Here is a 17,210-nt window from a genome sequence, read left to right on the forward strand (position 1 = left end):
ATCATGGCCAAGACTTTATACGACAAGGTGTGGGAAGCTCACATCGTTGATCAAATCGGTGAAGACAGTTTGATTTATATCGACCGTCATCTTATTCACGAAGTAACATCACCACAGGCATTTGCCGGTTTGAATGAGAAGGGTCGTAAGGTACGTCGTCCCGACCGCACATTTGCAACTATGGACCACAGCATCTCTACGCGCTCTCTCGCATTGGATGCCTGTGGCCCGCAAAACCAACTACAACTGCAAACTCTGGCACAAAACTGTGAAGAACACGGTGTAAAACTATTCCCTGTCGGTCACCAAAAACAAGGAATAGTACACGTAATGGGGCCTGAATTAGGCCTAATTCAACCGGGTTTTACCGTAGTTTGTGGTGACTCACATACGGCCACTCATGGCGCGTTCGGCGCCCTAGCATTTGGTATTGGTACGTCTCAGGTTGAACACGTACTTGCTACGCAAACCTTGAAGCAGAGCCGTGCTAAAAGCATGCAAATTAAGGTGAATGGCAAGTTGGCAGTGGGGATTACCGCCAAAGATATAATTCTTGCGATTATTGGTAAAATTGGCCATGCAGGAGCTACTGGTCACGTTATCGAATACTGCGGTGAAGCCATCGAAAGCTTGTCGATGGAAGAGCGCATGACCATCTGCAACATGAGTATCGAAGCCGGCGCGAAAGCAGGTATGGTGGCACCAGACGAAACCACGTTTGCGTACTTAAAAGGCCGCGAGTTCGCCCCCAGCGAAGCACATTGGCAAGCAGCGGTTGATTACTGGAAAACCTTATACACGGATGAAGGCGCAACCTTTGACACCGTGGTTGAATTAGAAGCGGCAGATATCGCACCACAGGTAACATGGGGAACTAACCCTGGCCAAGTCATTGGTGTAACAACACCAGTGCCAGGACCAGAAGATTTTAGCGACCCTATTGAGAAAGAGTCAGCCAAAAAAGCCTTGGCTTATATGGGCATTAACGCAGGCGACAAGCTCGCCGACATCCCAGTTTCACACGTGTTTATCGGCTCATGTACCAATGGGCGTATTGAAGATTTACGCGCAGTGGCAACGATTGCTAAGCAAGGTAAAGTATCTGACAAGGTCACCGCGATCATCGTTCCAGGCTCAGGCGCGGTAAAACGCCAAGCCGAAGCTGAAGGGTTAGACAAAATCTTTGTCGACGCGGGTTTTGAATGGCGTTTACCCGGTTGCTCTATGTGCTTAGGTATGAACGACGATATTCTTGGCCCAGGCGATCGCTGCGCATCAACCAGCAACCGTAACTTTGAAGGCCGCCAAGGGCGAAATGCACGTACTCATTTGGTTAGCCCAGCCATGGCAGCCGCTGCGGCATTGCGAGGCTATTTTGCCGACGTCAGAGATTTTCAGGAGTAATCATGAGTCAAAACACCACAGGTTTTACCCAACACACTGGTATTGCATGTCCGTTGGATCAAGCTAACGTCGACACTGACCAAATTATTCCTAAGCAGTTTCTAACGGGTGTAACACGCGTTGGTTATGGCAAGCACTTGTTTCACGACTGGCGCTACCTCGACCTACACGAACAAGAGCCAAACCCTGAGTTTTCGTTGAATAAACCAGAACACCAAGGCGCAAGCATTTTGTTGTCTCGCGAAAACTTTGGCTGTGGTTCAAGCCGTGAACACGCACCATGGGCGCTGGCCGATTTCGGTTTTTCGGTTGTGATTGCCACCAGCTTCGCTGATATTTTTTACGGCAACTGTATCAACAACCAATTACTTCCGGTTGCACTTGCCAACCCTGAAATGGACAAGCTTTTCGCAGCTGTAGAAGCAAACCCAGCGGCAAGCTTTACCGTTGATTTGCCCGCGCAAACGGTTTCTGTTGGTGATGTAACGGTGAGCTTTGAGATTGCTGAGCATCACAAAAACAACCTGCTCAAAGGCTTAGATGCCATTGGTCAAACCCTTGAGCTTACCAATACGATTGAGGCTTACGAGGGTAAGCAACCCGCATGGTTGTAAGCTACGTACCCCATATCATTTCTTGCAGTAAAGCCAGATAATGGCATTGGGATTAAAACGGTGATGTCACGCATTAGTGGCAACACCGCTTTTTAATTCGACACCATTTCTGCTTGCACTTCAACTTCAGCACGTGACGCACTCCGCGTATTCATTGATTAATCACAACAGAATCAGAAAAAATGCCTCCCACTTGCGGCAGTTTTGTTGCTAAACTTTGCCTTATTAATTTCAGGCGCCCCAATTACGCCTAAATAACAGCAAAAAACGACCCTATAAGTAGCAGGAGCAAACATGCTGAAAAACGTGACTATTGATGACTTAAAACCTGGCATGTATGTGCAACAAGTTGTCGAACAAAGCGGTAACATGAAGATGCGCTCCAGTGGCATGGTCAAAACCCTTCAAGTTATTGAACAGTTGCGAACCAAAGGTATTAAGGTTGTTGAAGTAGACTTTGCAAAGAGCAAGATAGCCGAACAAGAAGTACAAGCAGATACACCAGAAGAGACAACGGCTTCTGCACCAGCCAAACCCACTAATCACGCCGACGCTCTCAATTCAGCGAATACGCTGTATACCCAAGCCGTGAATATGCAAAGTGATTTTATCAACTCTTTGAAAACCGGCAGTGCAAAAGACAATCAACAAGCAGCGGATTTGTCACGCTCTATTATCGAGAGCGTATTCGACAATCAAGATGCGTTGTCTTGCTTAACCATGATCAAAAATGCAGACGAATATTTACTCGAACATTCCATTAACTGCAGTATTCTTATGTCGATTTTTGCCAACCATATCGGCTACGACAGAGACATGGTAGAAGAAGCGAGTTTAGGTGCGCTATTGATGGATCTGGGCATGTCGATGATCCCGCCAGAGTTGTACCAACACAAAGGAGAACTCAGCGGGGCAGATTGGGACGTAATAAAAAGTCATGTTGAAATGGGCGTTGAGATGCTCGAACAACACGGCGATATTTCAGATTTGGTCTTGGATATTATTCGTCAACACCATGAACGCTGTGACGGTTCGGGTTACCCCAGAGGGTTAACCACCGACGACATTCATGTTTTTGCGCGTATGGCTGCCATTGTCGATAGCTACGATGCGATGATTTCAACGCGCAGCCACCAGAAAAAAGTCACCTCAACCGTGGCATTGAAAAAACTCACTAAACAAGCTGGGTTAGATCAAGACCTCGTGAAACAGTTTGTTCAATGCCTAGGGGTGTATCCGGTCGGGTCTTTAGTGCGATTAAAGAGCGGCCGACTGGGAATTGTCAGTCAACGTAACCCTCGCGATGCACTTAACCCCATCATCATGACCTTCTACAGCATAACGGGTAATCACTACAGTGAGATTAAGCGTCTTGACCTTTCCCAAGTTGACGATGAAATTCTTTCTGGCGTAACTCCAGAAGAATTCAATATCAACCTGCCCAAGTTCTTTAAAGAAGTCTTTTTACAGCAATTAAAGTAATCACAAGCTAATCGAGCGCTTACCAATCCGTAAGCGCTGCCATTGAAAACTCTTCACCACGAAAACGCATAATGACCTTCTGAGGGTCGATATGCACTATTTGCACTTCGTCAGTGATCCAATCTCCTTCGCCCATTTGTTTTCCATTAACTCGTACCCAACGGTCAGCAGGATTTGACGCATACATATGCGCACTAAAGGCCATACTGGGCAATTGCGTTAACATACGCACAGGCAGCTGGTCCACACGCTGCACGTCGTTGTGTACGTTCACAACGGGCTTTGGCGCACTGGTACCACTATCGCGTTCATTGTCGATTTCTTCAATCGCTTGATTAAACTTAGCCAGCAGCTCAGGTGATATATCTACGTTTTTATCGTCAGATTGCTCATTCAACACCTCTCCTTCTGGATAAGCACTATTGTTGGCAAATTGTGGCTGCCCAGCCTGGGATTGAGCCGTGTCAGGTTGATACCCAAGTATTTTAGGCTGTTCCTGTTCTGGCGATTGGGGCTGCGCATTTGTTTGAGTTTGAGCTTGATTTTGTGTATCGACTTGGCTGATTGAGTTTTCGTTCGCAGATTGAGTAAGCGATGGGGAACTATTTGCTGACGTGTTTTGTTGATTAACAACCTCGACTTGTTCCGGCGTCACTTTTTTAGCAGCGGGCAAAACATTCACTTGCGCAGATGGCTCGCTCAATATTTCTGTTAGATTTGTCTCTACCTCGGCATCTTTTTCGCTGTCGGTAGTGTTTGCGGTAGTGATTTGCTCTTGTGGCTCGAACGACACCCATTTTGGAGCTTGTGCGCCTACGAATCCAATGACAAACCCGATAACCACTATACCTGCTAAACGCGTCCATGTTTTTGCATGACGCTGCCAAAGGTTAGGTAAACTCTGCACTGTGGGCAAAAACAAACTGCGATTAAATTGCTCCGACATCGCGCTGCTGGCATCTATGCCCGTGTCGTACTGCCCTCTCAATAGCGCTTGGGTTTGCGTGCGATGTTGTTTGGGTGCCGGCTTGTCAATTTCAACGGTTTGCTCAGGGTCAATTTCCAGAGCTAATACCCCCATTTCTGCTAAACCTTGCACCATAGCTGTACTGGTGACTAAACCCGATTTGCGAATTTTAACCGGACCATTTTGCTCCACAATCCGCACAATAACCATGCCTGGTGCGAGTTCATCAATAGAGATCAGTTGACTCATAGCGCGCCTCCTACCCAGTAACCTGCACCCATAGCTAATATCAAGGCCAACACATGCAGCCACATCATATTTGACTGCGTTCGTTGACTCACCACATCTTCACCCAAAATCTGGTCGGCAGCAGCGAGGAACAACGACTTTTTCACCACCGCTGCTTGTTTGGTATAAGCCAAGGTGAGTGCGCGATCACACAACAAATTAATCACCCGGGGAATGCCAGACGACACCGTATAAATGGCGCGTAATGTAGACGCGGGAAACATGGCCGCATCACCTCCGGCCACATTCAATCGGTGGGCAATATACGCTTTCACTTCTTCGCCCGTTAAAGGCAAAAGATGATATCGCGCAGTAATACGCTGAGCTAACTGACGTAACTCGTTGCGTTTTAACAACTGCTGAAGTTCAGGCTGCCCAATTAGCACCACCTTGAGTAACTTTTCTCTGTTTGTTTCGAGGTTAGTGAGTAATCGCAATTGCTCTAGCACTTCTGGCAAAAGGTGTTGTGCTTCGTCGATCAACAACACTGTATTGATTCCTGCTTGGTGATTCTCACCAAGTTTGGCCAAAATACAGTCAGTAAAATACTTCAAACTCGCTTTATCAGCTTGATAATCAACCCCTAGCTCATCACATACTGTGGCGAGTAACTCTATGGCAGACAACGTCGGGTTTAAAATCATAGCCACTTGGGTATTTTCGGGAAGTTGCTGTAAGAGCTTACGCGAAACCGTGGTTTTCCCAGTGCCAACTTCGCCTGTGAGCATGACAAAGCCACCGCTTTCTCGCAGCCCGAATGTGAGGTGTGCCAACGCTTCTTTATGACGAGGGCTCATATACAAATAATCAGGATTGGGGGCTATAGAAAACGGGTTATCCGTGAGCCCGAAATAATTTAAGTACATCCGTTAATTTCACTTGTTGGGCTAGACGTAAACAATGGCAAGCTACCACTGACGCAGCCAGAAAAGGCGACGGCTATAAACTAACGAGTCCGTATGCGCTTGTCAAAGCGATGCGAGGAAAAACCTCAGCGTCACCGCAGCAACACTCGTCGTTGTGTTCATTTCCATCCGATACCAGCGTAAGGCATAATACACGTTTGAAAGTTCACACTTATTACAAGAAAACTATGAAAATCTATTTGGTAGGCGGTGCGGTACGCGATGCACTGTTAGGAAGGCCTGTTACCGATCGCGATTGGGTTGTTGTAGGTGCCACTCCAGCGCAAATGCTCGCCGAGGGCTATGCTCCCGTGGGCAAAGACTTTCCCGTATTCCTACACCCTAAAACCAAAGAAGAATATGCCCTTGCCCGAACAGAAAGAAAAACCGGTGTGGGCTATGCAGGATTTGCATGTGACGCCTCTCCCGAAGTAACGCTTGAAGCTGACCTTCTGCGCCGCGACCTCACCATAAATGCTATGGCACAAGATAAATCGGGCCAAATCATCGACCCTTATAATGGGCAACAAGATCTAAAAGACAAAATTCTGCGCCATGTATCCGAGGCGTTTAACGAAGATCCGCTACGCGTATTTCGTGTCGCCCGTTTTGCCGCTCGCTATCACGAACTAGGTTTTACCATTGCAGAAGAAACCCTAGCACGAATGAGCACAATGACGGCGGCAGAAGAGCTATCTGCAATTAGCCCACATCGCATATGGCAAGAAACTCGCCGCAGTGTGATGGAGTCTTCACCACAAGTTTATTTCACCACATTACAAGCAACAGGCGCGCTGAATTTTTGGTTTAAGGAAATGTCGGATAAAACAGATTTTGCCGCCCTAGCATGTGCTGCCGTGTTGCAAAAAGCATTAGTGGAACGCTGGGCATCACTGTTTCACAACCACCCTGTCGACGAGGTTACGTCACTGTGCGAACGCATTCACGTACCCAATGCCGAGCTAGCATTGGCGCAGATGGCAGCTTCGCACACTTCATCGTTATTGAACGAACAACTCAGTACTGAGCGCCTGTTAGCGGTATTTCAAAACTGTGACGCATGGCGTAGAGAAGAGCGGTTTATTGCCTTACTAAATTGTATTGATGCCATTGCATTAGCAAATGAACAGCAGTCGCGCTGGCAAGGCCAACGACAAAATATTGAGGCCGCGCTGACGCAAGCGAAAGCCATTGATGTTAAAGCCATCATTGCTACCGGAGTGAAGGGGCCTGAAATCAAAACTGCGTTAAACTCTGCTCGCAAAGAGAAAATCGCGGCATTTTTCAAATAAACACCTGAATTTTTGCGCTTATGGGCCGATAAGGTTCAGCATTCTGAGGCGTCAATGCTACAATAGCGCTCATATTACTGTGAGTGACTGTCGCAATGACCTTTGAAGAATTACAACTCGACGATGCCTTGTGCAAAGCCGTCGCCGAAATGGGCTTTACCCGCCCGACCAGCATCCAAGAACTAGTACTACCGGAAGCACTAGACGCCCGAGACATTTTAGCTTCTGCGCCTACGGGAACAGGCAAAACTGCAGCGTTCTTGCTTCCTGCCTGTCAGGCGCTACTCGACTTCCCGCGTAAAGAGCCAGGCGCAACCCGTGTGTTGATCCTCACGCCTACGCGTGAACTAGCGCTGCAAGTATACGAACAAGCCAAAGCCATTACCCAGTACACAAATTTAGTGTGCGGCGTGATCACCGGCGGTATCAACTTTGGGACCGACAAAGAAACCCTAAGCCAAAATTTGGACATCTTGGTTGCCACGCCGGGGCGTTTACTCGACCAAATTGAAAAAGAACACGCAGACTGTCGCGACATCGAATGCCTTATTCTCGATGAAGCCGACCGTATGTTAGATATGGGCTTTCGCTCCATTGTGAATCAAATTGCTGCTGAGGCGAAATGGCGTAAACAGAACATGTTGTTCTCGGCCACACTGGAAGGCGCGGGCGTAAAACAGTTTGCCCGCGATATTCTCAATGAGCCTGCTATTTTAGAAGCTGACCCTTCACGCCGTGAACGCAATAAAATTGTACAGTGGTATCACCGTGCGGATGACCTTCCACATAAAACGGCGCTTTTGGTTCACATTCTTAAAAATCAGGTTTCTACGGCAGTAGTGTTCGTTAAAACCCGTGACCGCTTACAATGGCTAAAAGACACCTTGCTCAAAGAAGGCATTGAAGTGTGCTGGCTACAAGGTGAAATGCCACAAGATAAACGCAACGCCGCCCTCGCGCGCTTCAAATCAGGTGAACTACCTATTTTGTTGGCAACCGATGTAGCCGCTCGCGGTATTGACGTACCCAATGTGAGCCACGTGATTAACTTTGACATGCCACGTAAAGCCGATATATACGTACACCGTATTGGCAGAACTGGCCGCGCTGGCGCTAAAGGTACCGCCATATCACTGGTTGAAGCTCACGACTTTGAAATGCTAGGAAAAGCTGAGCGTTATTCTGGCGAGCCACTCAAAGCACGTTATATCGACGGTTTACGCCCCAATAGCAAAGCGCCTAAAATTACGGCGAAAAAGAAAAAAGTGAAAACCAAAGGTAAGGCCAAGGTAAAAGCAAAAGGTGCGAAAAATAAATCAAAAGCACCGAAGGCCAAGGCTAAGAAGTCGGAAGGATAAGTCGTAATATGTCATTTCCACAGAAAATCGTATTAGCAACAGGCAATAAAGGCAAAGTGAAAGAATTTGCCGACTTACTTGCCCCGCTCTCTGTAGAGGTTATTCCTCAAAAGGAGTTAGGCGTTGAAGATGTGCCTGAAACCGGCACCACTTTTATTGAAAATGCGATTATCAAAGCACGCCATGCGGCAAAAGTAACAGGGCTACCAGCCATCGCGGATGACTCTGGGTTAGCAGTGCGTGCACTTGGCGGTGCTCCAGGCATTTATTCCGCCCGATTCGCCGGCCAAAACGCCACTGATAGCGATAACATCGCTAAGTTACTCACTCAATTGGATGGCGAAGCTGAACGCCGCGCGTATTTCATCTGTGTGCTAGTTATGATGCGTCATGCAGATGACCCAACCCCCATAATCAGCCAAGGCTTATGGCATGGCAACATCACAGAAACGCCTTTTGGCGAAGGCGGTTTTGGCTACGACCCAGTATTTTATGTACCTGAACTCAAGTGCACGTCGGCAGAACTGGATAAAGCAACTAAGAATTCATTGAGCCATCGTGGCCAAGCAATTCCCTTACTGATCAATCAAATGAGAGAAGCTTTTGCGTAACCCGCCTTTAGGCCTGTACATACATATTCCTTGGTGTGTACAAAAATGTCCTTATTGCGACTTTAACTCTCACGGCCAGCGCGATGTTATTCCTGAAAAGGCCTACATCGCGCATCTACTCGACGACCTTGCTGAAGATGCCAAGCGCGTACCTAATCGCACTGTAACCAGTATTTTTATTGGTGGTGGTACGCCTAGTCTATTCAGTGAAGCAGGCATCGCGCAGTTGTTAGACGGCGTGAGAACCCGTATCGATTTAGCTGACACCGCGGAAATTACACTGGAGGCCAACCCTGGAACAGTGGAAGCGGGACGTTTTGCGGGGTATGTACAAGGGGGCGTAAACCGCCTTTCCATTGGCATTCAGAGCTTTCAGCCTCAACACCTCTCAGCGTTGGGGCGAATTCACGACAGCGAACAAGCTCAATTCGCCATTCAACAAGCACAAGGTGCTGGCCTAACTAGTTTTAATACTGATTTGATGCACGGACTACCTAACCAAAGCATCGACAACGCCCTTGCTGACCTGCAAACGGCGATCAAGTTTGCTCCTAAACACTTAAGCTGGTATCAGCTCACCATTGAACCCAATACTCCGTTTTATTCAAAGCCTCCTACGCTACCCGACGACGATATATTGTGGGATATTCAATCACAAGGGCATGATATGCTCACTGCCGCAGGGTACGAACAATATGAAATATCGGGTTACAGCCAACCGGGGTTTCAATGCCAACACAATTTGAATTATTGGCGTTTTGGTGACTACTTAGGTATTGGCTGTGGTGCCCACGGTAAAATAACCGATAGTACCCAAGGCACTATTACGCGTACTGTTAAAGTTAAACACCCACGTGGATACATGGATCTACAACGCCCTTATCTTGATGACGAATCAATCGTGGCTGACGACGATCAGGTGTTTGAGTTTTTTATGAATCGTTTTCGACTGGTAGAGCCTTGTCCAAAACAGGACTTTTACGACTTTACCCGCGCTACACTAGACAACGAACAAATTGCGGCGTTAGCGAAAGCCTCAGATCAGGGGCTATTGCTAGAAAGCTCTACAAGCTGGCAAGTCACGGCGAAAGGTCGCCGCTATTTGAACAGTTTGCTCGAAGCATTAGTGTAACCTCTACGCAAAAAAAAGGGCTTCGTAAGAAGCCCATAAAGGTTGAAGTTTTCTGCTTAACGTTAACGCGTAACTCAATGACGGCTAACAATAATATCGTAAGGACGGAAAGCCGGTACTTGCGCACGTAGCTGCTCTTCATCATCGTCTAAGCGCTTGAGCTTATTGCAAAACCACTGTGCTTTTTCTTTTAAGCTGTTGGCTTTGGGGCCAACTTCATGGCTCAATTGCTCGCCCATGACTTCTAATTGACGTGTAATAGCCGCTACTCTCTCGCTGTCTACGTCGGGGCTGTTCACGTTAATCCCACCAATCGCTGACAAAATCCCGCCTACCGATGTAGTAATCGCTTCCTCTAATTCGGCTTCAATGCCGCTATCAACAAAATCATCCACACTTTCCATCGACCCTGGGCCAATAAAGTAATGATTACTCGCATGCCTAAACTTGTCTTTTACACGCATTTTCACGCGCTTCATCGCACGGCTTAACCGTTCATAGCTCTCATGATCGCTTCCCACCAACCCCAAGTACACATGCTCGATGGTATCTGCGGCTAAATCGACCCCCTCTGTTGCCAACACAATCATTTTTGGCACGACGTAATGCAAACCACGGGCGTAATCACGCAACAGAGCTTCTTGCTCTGGCGTGAGCTTTTGCCAACGGCCTTCAATAAAGAGTTGAGATTGGTCGTTAATTTGAACCAATGTAAGCGATTCTGGCGTAACCACACGTAATTGGGAGTCGCTGGCAATTAAGCCATACTCCAAATCGATGTCGCAGGTAAACTCCGCATTTGCCGGTAAGCACCACGACACAAGGAGTAACCAAGCTATCGCAGTGAATAAATAGTCTGATTTCATACCGATATTGTGGTGAGGTTAAGAATAAATAGAAAGAGACTATCCGACCAGTAAACTAATATTCAGGTTGAACATGACAGCTAGTCTCGAACAGCTCAAGACTAGCTGAAAGTCTGAATATACGGTCGTTTACAGCGGTTATTTACTAACCTGACTGGCGTTGTTTTTCTAGCTGCTCACTTTGTAATACTTGCAGAGATTCGAGCTGTTTGCCGCTCAACGCCACGTCGGTCATGTCGTAGATCATCATAGAAATATGATTAACCTGCCCTGTCGTAGACACTAAGGGCGACAACGTAATATTTTGGTACATGTATTCCTCACTACCGGTAATCGGCCGATAGTTGGGAAACTTCAATAAATAAGGGCGCTGCTCCCACGTCATAAATGCGCGGGTCTTCAATTCAAAAACGGGGCGTGCTTTTTGTTTAAACCAATTTTCATTCATTTCACTAAACAAAGAAAAAATGGTTTTGTCACGGACTTCGCTGGGCAATAAGCCACTGTGACTTTCCATAAAGCCGTTCCATACTTGCACTTTAAATTCGCGGTCCAAAACCACAATTCCCACATCCACCGACTGCACCATTTCAAGCATCCAGTGGAACATTTGCATTTCTTCAAGGGCTTCGTGATGGCTCATTCTAATGCCTCCATAAAATGGGCCAGTTTTTTATCCATGGTTTTCATCGAGTCTTCGGTAAACAATAAAACAAGGTCGCAATGCACGCTGTACCCTTCAAGGCCATAGCTAATTTCAATAGCTAATGTTCTACGCCAGCGAATTTTATTGGCCTTTATTATCTCATTCACATTGCGGTGCTGGCCTAATACTATGGGGTGGCCTTGACTAAAAGACACGTCCATTTGCTCTGCAAGCCCTGACAAACAAGTACCAATTAATATACTTGCGGTATCCATTAACAGCTCTAATTGCACGCGGTCGTCAACTTCTTCTTTGATATCGAGAATACGCGCAACATCGTTAAAACTAGAGTCACTTAAAATACACAAAGCCTCACCGCGAATCCCTGGCCCTAGGAAGCCTTGGCAAATCGCTGTGACTGCGTCATGACCTTCAATGTCACTGAGCATCATATGCAGCTCAGACACTTCAATTAGGTTTACGTTAGGAATGGGCAAACGGACAAAAACATTTAATATTCGCGCCAAATGGTCGCCTGCACGCCCCATGGCAATGTTGGTGATCTCTTGATAGCAATCTCGAATATCTGGATTTAACGGCGGTAGCTCTTCTTCCTGTGGATCGGGCGCCTCCATTAGGCCGTGTTTTTGTAACACCGCCGATAACTCTGTAGGGCTAACAGGCTTACGAATAAAATCTTTTGCGCCCATGGCCGTAACACGTTCGTGCGCTTCTGGCTGAATATCGCCTGATATCACTACAACACGTACGTCTATATTATTTGTTTGAATTGCCTTTAACGTTTCGTAGCCATCCATAACCGGCATGTTCAAATCAAGTAGCAGTAGTTGGCCCTTCCCTTCTTTCAGAGCAGCAATTGCTTCCTCTCCGTTTTTGGCAAAATGTACTGCAACTTCCCAGTCTTGCGGCAAGCATTTAGCAACTTGCTTTCGCGCAACTAAAGAGTCATCACAAATCAAAACCGAATACATGATGTATTGTAAACCTTACATTGACTGAACAAATAAACTGACAAAAATTGATGATACTTATACTTCCTACTCATTAAGAAATAGCAGTTTTTCAATAAATTGCCATTCATCACAACACAAAGTTGTGCGATTTTATCCTTAAATAAACAACGGGATGACCGTGGGTAAAATGAATGCAGTCATCACACCATTTATACATAAGCCCAAGGTAGCCATCGCGCCTTCTTCCTGCCCCATGTGAATAGCTTTAGACGTACCCACCGCATGGCACACACTACCTAAAGCCACTCCTTGTGCTGATGGGTCTTCAACCTTGCACAAAGAAAAAGTAAGTGGTGCAGCAATAGCGCCAACAATTCCGGTAATAATAACAAACACCGCGGCTAACGCCGGAATACCGCCAATCAGCGCACTCGCCTCCATTGCTAACGGGCTGGTAATAGACTTCACCAACATGGTCATTTGCAATGCAAGCGTTGCATCGGCAAGGTACATAGCCAACCAAGCAGTAACTGGTGCAACAACACCTCCAACCGCAATAGCCGCCACTAAGCGCCACCCTAAATGCCGTATTTTTTCCCATTGCCCGTACATTGGCAGTGCCAGCGCAACCGTTGCTGGCCCGAGTAAAAAGTGCAACAACGACGCATCAAGTTGGTAGTCTGCGGGGGGCGTATGGGTCACTGCCAACAATGCCCCTACCCCTAATGCGGTGAGCGCTAAGGGGTGTGCGATTGGGCTGCCCTTACACAAGCGATTAACGTACAAAGCCCCAGCGTATACTAATAACGTGGTCGCGAGCCACATAGCCCCTTGCCAACTAAAGGTAGCTTGCACAACACCATAAACGGCATCGATTAAGGGGGAAGCAGAATTACTCATGTTCTGCTTCTTCACTGACTTGAGGTAGTGACTGTTTACTTTTTAATACGCGCTGAGCAAGATAAGCTGCCACACCTAAGCTAAAAATCGTCGACAGCACGATGGCAACAAACAGTGAAGCCCAATAGGCTGTTATGCTTTCCCAATACAAAGCGACACCAATTACGGCTGGTACAAAAAGCACAGCCATATGCCCGAGTAAAGGTTTTGCGCCAGCGGCGATAAAAATGGGTTCTCGCCCACGCCAAACAAGAAAAATAAAGAGCAGTAGCATACCAAAAAGCGGTGCAGGTAAGGTCACACCAGACACACTGTGTACTATGTGCCCGACACTGTAGAAAAAGAAGATTGCAGCCAAACCCAATGCGGTTTGACGAAATTGAGCCATGTATGATCCTATCGCAAGATGAATGCCTATTCATGCAACACCTTACCGATAACTGATATATAAAGCTACTCTACTTGAGTCGTAAATCATTCAGATTGTTGACGTTTGTAAGCCCCCCAATAGGCAGTGAGATAACGTCGGCTAATTTTCAAACGCACCGTATCATCTAGTTCAACATGATGAACACTACCACCACTGGAGACGACCCGCTTCACACGATCAAGGTTGGCCACAACGGAACGATTAACACGCACAAAACGTTCTGCGGGAAGGCGTTTAAGTAATTCAATGAGTGTTGAGCGAACAATGTGGGTTTCTTCATTAGTGTGCACACACATATAATCGCCCGCCGCCTCTATCCACTTAATCGCCTGAGGATGAATGCACAACCAAGTATTACCACAACGTATAGTTACCTGTTCATAACTACTTGGGGGTTTACATTGACGCCTTAGGCTTGCCGCCAAGGCTGGTAACGGCACGCCGTGCTGCGCACTAAGCTGTTCACACACCCGCTCAAACTGCTGACGTTTCGCTTCTAGCCTGACTTGCTGAAACAAATGCACCACCGCATTTTCTACCTGAAGAAATTGATAAGGTCGTAAAACAAATCCTTTCGCGTTCAACGCAAATGCCTTGAGGGCATCCTGACATGAATCTCCAGAAACTACCGTTGGCACCGCTTTTGTCAAATTAGCGGGTAAACGCTCAGCAAGCTGAATATCAATAAACATCATAGCGGCAGGATTATTCGCCACTAAGCTTGTTCCTTCTTCAACAGTATCGCACTGCTGTAAATGCACGGTGTCGTCGCACTGAATCAACACATCACATAAAGCAACGTCATGGTGCGGGTATTGGCTTTTCACCACGACCAAAGTTAAAGGCGGAGGTTCAGGTTTGTTCAGTTGCTCCGAATGAGATAAACAAGGTGCCATAGTCATAGCCAAAAAAGGAGCTACCTGGGTTCGTGTTGCTGACCGAGGTAGCCCAACTCTCAGGGATGAAACTAGTTTGTTCATCGTGCCTCAGTCCACTTAACGTTTTGCCGTTAACGTGCGCGTGTCTAAATTTGTGCGTCTGGCAATGAGCGCGTGTGTATTGTCTGCGCCATGGGTGGCTGCAAATGCCAACATATCTTGTCCGTTACAAACTAGCTTGTCAGCCAATGTGCGAAACGACAGACCTGAGTTTTTAACCGCTTGATGCAATCGCAAACGATTGTTGTCGCGGATCGCCTCACACACTTTAATCAAATCGTCTTCCAGTGAAACTGGCATTTTCGCGGCTGACGCGCCAGATGCAAACATTAAGCTACTTACCGCTACAGCGCCGATAATAACGGCTTTACACATTGAAGATTGAGTTGTCATGGCAATGTCCTCTAAAATAACCCAACAAAGCGCCCCGTCGCGAAAACACTAGCAGTTAAGCTAACGACAACCTTTCCGTCTTGGCGCAGTAATACAGTAGGCAGTGAGTGTGTAAAGTGATGGAATTATTCGCTCATCGACGGCTATTTGAGATATTGCGACAAATTGCCGATTACCGCAGTTAATCGGTCTATTGACAACGCATGTTAATCGCAAGTTAAATACAATTTGTAACATTCACGGAGTGTAGGACCTTCAGCCTACTGAATGTAGCGCCACAATAACCCGCATAAGGATGTGATATGTTAACGCGTAAATCATTTGATGAAGTATTTCCTCTTCTCCACCCTGGCGACATTATCGCTTTTGGCGGCAATAGCCTGTTTTCTAAATGGACCAAGCTCACCACACGCTCGGTGGTTACCCATACCGCGGTTGTAATAGACATTGACCGCAGTGCTACATTCAATCAGTCTGGTGCTTGCCGATTGATGGAGGCCACGTCGTACAGAGGTAAAAGAACCGTGATGGAGAATTGTGCCTTTGAACGAATTAGCGGCTATGAGGGCGACATTTGGTGGCTGCCACTTAGTAAGCAATTTCGGCTGTCGGTAAAAGCCAATCGTGCACAGTTTATTCAGTTTTTAAAAAAGCAGCGTCACAAAAAATACGATATTTGGCAGCTATTTGGCTCGGTGGTAGACCGCACCGATGCAACACCATTATTAAAAAAACTAACGTGGAACAAAGAAGATTTAAGCGAGCTATTTTGTTCAGAACTAGTCGCTAAAGGGCTTGAGTATGCGGGAGTCTTAAAAGACATTAATGCGTCGGAAGTAACACCAATAGATATATGCCGATTCAATATTTATCAAAAAGGTTATGTACAGATAAAAGGCCAAGACACCCACATTGAAGGTTTTAGCAGTTTATTACCCGATAATTGGGGGCAAGAAGGCTGGCGTTACCCCAAGCCTTGCGCACAACAGAGTGTTGCACCTGATAGGGTTTCGGTCGACGGCAATGCGGTGTTACCCGTTAGTGCTACACCCACAAACACAAGCGACCCTCTCAGGTAAGAAAGGGCCGCTGGCTATGTTTAACGAGGTTTCTACTTAGAAGAAACTCTCTTGGTGGATCTTAATAAAGTTAGGTGTGCCAACCTTACTATAATCAACCTTGTATTCTTTGCCGTTGAGGGTTTGAACAAACAAAAGTGTTTTTTCATCACCAAACACTTCACCACTACTCAGGTCGATAAGCTCAACGTCCATCTGTTTGGCTTCGCGTTTGTTATCAGGAATTTTCCCGTCGTACGCTTTAATTCCGCGGAACGTTACCAAAATAGGCGGCTCCAGATCACCGTTAACGATCAATAGATCCCACTTCCGCACTTTGTGGATTATGGTGTTGCGGCCGCTTACCAGATAAGGCTTTTCGGTCATTATTATCTCCGTGCTGGCTTGCCGGTAAAAAGTTATAGTTGCCAGAAAGATAGCAAATATCACTCATCCGTGCACTATGAAAATGACGCTGAGCGTCGTTTTTGTCAATGTCCTGTTAAATAATAGCAAATTATCTAAAAAACAACGCTATTTAGCAAAAATTCTGTTCAATTTCACAGCGGCACGCCGTACTTAAAGTAGATTTAAGCACATTATTTAAGCAAATAAACCAGAAGCGATTTCGAAAGGGTGACAAGCGTAACAAAACTGCTTATACTTCCGGCCGTTTCTGCAAACTCGTGTAGAAACAACGCAACGCCCGTTGCAGCTAAAAATGGCCCCATAGCTCAGTTGGTTAGAGCATCCGACTCATAATCGGCAGGTCCCCTGTTCAAGTCAGGGTGGGGCCACCATTTTCGCTACATTAAAACTCAGCACTTTAACCCACATTCACGGCTCTACCCCATAAACGGGGGATCAGCATTCACCTTACACGATTGATAACACCATCCCATCCACAATGGGTCATCACTCTTATTCGATAATTTTCAAAGTTTCTAAAACC

At 46.6% G+C, this 17,210-nt stretch carries 18 protein-coding genes and 1 tRNA gene; 9 read left to right on the top strand and 10 right to left on the bottom strand.

Going from position 1 to position 17,210, the window contains the following annotated elements; all coding sequences use genetic code 11:
* Positions 1–3: 3 nt before the first annotated feature.
* The 3 genes from leuC (at position 4) to ACXAH6_RS17460 (ending at position 3,500) form a co-directional block, all read left to right on the top strand.
* Positions 4–1,404: a 3-isopropylmalate dehydratase large subunit gene (leuC, locus tag ACXAH6_RS17450; RefSeq protein WP_474878913.1), complete on the top strand. Its 1,401-nt coding sequence runs from the start codon at positions 4–6 to the stop codon at positions 1,402–1,404.
* Positions 1,405–1,406: 2 nt separating this feature from the next.
* Complete coding sequence (gene leuD / locus ACXAH6_RS17455) at positions 1,407–2,018, top strand: 3-isopropylmalate dehydratase small subunit (RefSeq protein ID WP_474878914.1); 612 nt, start codon at positions 1,407–1,409, stop codon at positions 2,016–2,018.
* A gap of 294 nt (positions 2,019–2,312) precedes the next feature.
* Positions 2,313–3,500: an HD-GYP domain-containing protein gene (locus ACXAH6_RS17460; RefSeq protein ID WP_474878916.1), complete on the top strand. Its 1,188-nt coding sequence runs from the start codon at positions 2,313–2,315 to the stop codon at positions 3,498–3,500.
* A gap of 19 nt (positions 3,501–3,519) precedes the next feature.
* Here the strand turns inward: ACXAH6_RS17460 and ACXAH6_RS17465 are convergent, their stop codons facing one another.
* Together ACXAH6_RS17465 and ACXAH6_RS17470 are read right to left on the bottom strand one after the other, a co-directional pair.
* A complete protein-coding gene (locus ACXAH6_RS17465) occupies positions 3,520–4,716 on the bottom strand; it encodes a general secretion pathway protein GspB (RefSeq protein WP_474878917.1) in 1,197 nt (398 codons plus the stop codon).
* Positions 4,713–5,621, bottom strand: a complete 909-nt coding sequence (locus ACXAH6_RS17470) for an ExeA family protein (RefSeq protein WP_474878918.1) — start codon at positions 5,619–5,621, stop codon at positions 4,713–4,715. The genes ACXAH6_RS17465 and ACXAH6_RS17470 overlap by 4 nt, the downstream gene beginning before the upstream one ends.
* Before the next feature lie 227 nt (positions 5,622–5,848).
* Between ACXAH6_RS17470 and ACXAH6_RS17475 the strand changes: the two genes are divergently transcribed.
* The 4 genes from ACXAH6_RS17475 (at position 5,849) to hemW (ending at position 10,053) form a co-directional block, all read left to right on the top strand.
* Positions 5,849–6,952, top strand: a complete 1,104-nt coding sequence (locus tag ACXAH6_RS17475; RefSeq protein WP_474878920.1) for a tRNA nucleotidyltransferase/poly(A) polymerase-related protein — start codon at positions 5,849–5,851, stop codon at positions 6,950–6,952.
* A 95-nt stretch (positions 6,953–7,047) separates the two neighbouring features.
* Entirely contained in the window at positions 7,048–8,310 is a 1,263-nt protein-coding gene (gene srmB / locus ACXAH6_RS17480) for an ATP-dependent RNA helicase SrmB (protein WP_474878922.1), read from the top strand.
* An 8-nt stretch (positions 8,311–8,318) separates the two neighbouring features.
* Positions 8,319–8,921 (top strand): RdgB/HAM1 family non-canonical purine NTP pyrophosphatase, encoded by a 603-nt coding sequence (gene rdgB / locus ACXAH6_RS17485; RefSeq protein ID WP_474878923.1) that lies wholly within the window; start codon positions 8,319–8,321, stop codon positions 8,919–8,921.
* Positions 8,914–10,053, top strand: coding sequence for a radical SAM family heme chaperone HemW (gene hemW / locus ACXAH6_RS17490; RefSeq protein WP_474878924.1), 1,140 nt, complete (start codon positions 8,914–8,916; stop codon positions 10,051–10,053). Before rdgB ends, hemW begins: the two co-directional genes overlap by 8 nt.
* Positions 10,054–10,127: 74 nt before the next feature.
* On the opposite strand, the gene ACXAH6_RS17495 is transcribed toward hemW, so the two are convergent.
* The 7 genes from ACXAH6_RS17495 to ACXAH6_RS17525 all read right to left on the bottom strand — a co-directional run bounded on the left by ACXAH6_RS17495 (position 10,128) and on the right by ACXAH6_RS17525 (position 15,200).
* On the bottom strand, positions 10,128–10,919 hold the full coding sequence (locus ACXAH6_RS17495) for a DUF2884 family protein (RefSeq protein ID WP_474878926.1): 792 nt from the start codon (positions 10,917–10,919) through the stop codon (positions 10,128–10,130).
* Positions 10,920–11,064: 145 nt separating this feature from the next.
* Positions 11,065–11,562 carry a PAS domain S-box protein gene (locus tag ACXAH6_RS17500; RefSeq protein ID WP_474878928.1) on the bottom strand — a complete coding sequence of 166 codons (498 nt, stop codon included), beginning with the start codon at positions 11,560–11,562 and terminating at the stop codon, positions 11,065–11,067.
* A complete protein-coding gene (locus ACXAH6_RS17505; RefSeq protein ID WP_474878929.1) occupies positions 11,559–12,557 on the bottom strand; it encodes a response regulator in 999 nt (332 codons plus the stop codon). The genes ACXAH6_RS17500 and ACXAH6_RS17505 overlap by 4 nt, the downstream gene beginning before the upstream one ends.
* Positions 12,558–12,695: 138 nt before the next feature.
* Positions 12,696–13,439 carry an LrgB family protein gene (locus ACXAH6_RS17510; RefSeq protein WP_474878930.1) on the bottom strand — a complete coding sequence of 248 codons (744 nt, stop codon included), beginning with the start codon at positions 13,437–13,439 and terminating at the stop codon, positions 12,696–12,698.
* A complete protein-coding gene (locus tag ACXAH6_RS17515) occupies positions 13,432–13,827 on the bottom strand; it encodes a CidA/LrgA family protein (protein ID WP_474878932.1) in 396 nt (131 codons plus the stop codon). Before ACXAH6_RS17515 ends, ACXAH6_RS17510 begins: the two co-directional genes overlap by 8 nt.
* Before the next feature lie 86 nt (positions 13,828–13,913).
* Positions 13,914–14,765 carry a LytR/AlgR family response regulator transcription factor gene (locus tag ACXAH6_RS17520; RefSeq protein WP_474878934.1) on the bottom strand — a complete coding sequence of 284 codons (852 nt, stop codon included), beginning with the start codon at positions 14,763–14,765 and terminating at the stop codon, positions 13,914–13,916.
* 99 nt (positions 14,766–14,864) lie between these two features.
* Complete coding sequence (locus ACXAH6_RS17525; RefSeq protein WP_474878935.1) at positions 14,865–15,200, bottom strand: DUF3718 domain-containing protein; 336 nt, start codon at positions 15,198–15,200, stop codon at positions 14,865–14,867.
* 302 nt (positions 15,201–15,502) lie between these two features.
* Between ACXAH6_RS17525 and ACXAH6_RS17530 the strand changes: the two genes are divergently transcribed.
* The gene (locus ACXAH6_RS17530; protein WP_474878937.1) at positions 15,503–16,279 is read left to right on the top strand and encodes a hypothetical protein; all 777 of its coding nucleotides are present in this window, start codon (positions 15,503–15,505) and stop codon (positions 16,277–16,279) included.
* 36 nt (positions 16,280–16,315) lie between these two features.
* Here ACXAH6_RS17530 and ACXAH6_RS17535 read toward each other — a convergent pair whose 3' ends face one another.
* Positions 16,316–16,645: a hypothetical protein gene (locus ACXAH6_RS17535; RefSeq protein WP_474878939.1), complete on the bottom strand. Its 330-nt coding sequence runs from the start codon at positions 16,643–16,645 to the stop codon at positions 16,316–16,318.
* Between the two features lie 336 nt (positions 16,646–16,981).
* On the opposite strand from ACXAH6_RS17535, the gene ACXAH6_RS17540 reads away from it, so the two are divergent.
* Positions 16,982–17,058: transfer RNA gene (locus tag ACXAH6_RS17540), tRNA-Ile, on the top strand.
* The last annotated feature ends 152 nt before the right edge of the window (positions 17,059–17,210 follow it).

It is taken from the genome of Alteromonas sp. ABE4_545 (genome assembly GCF_056161325.1).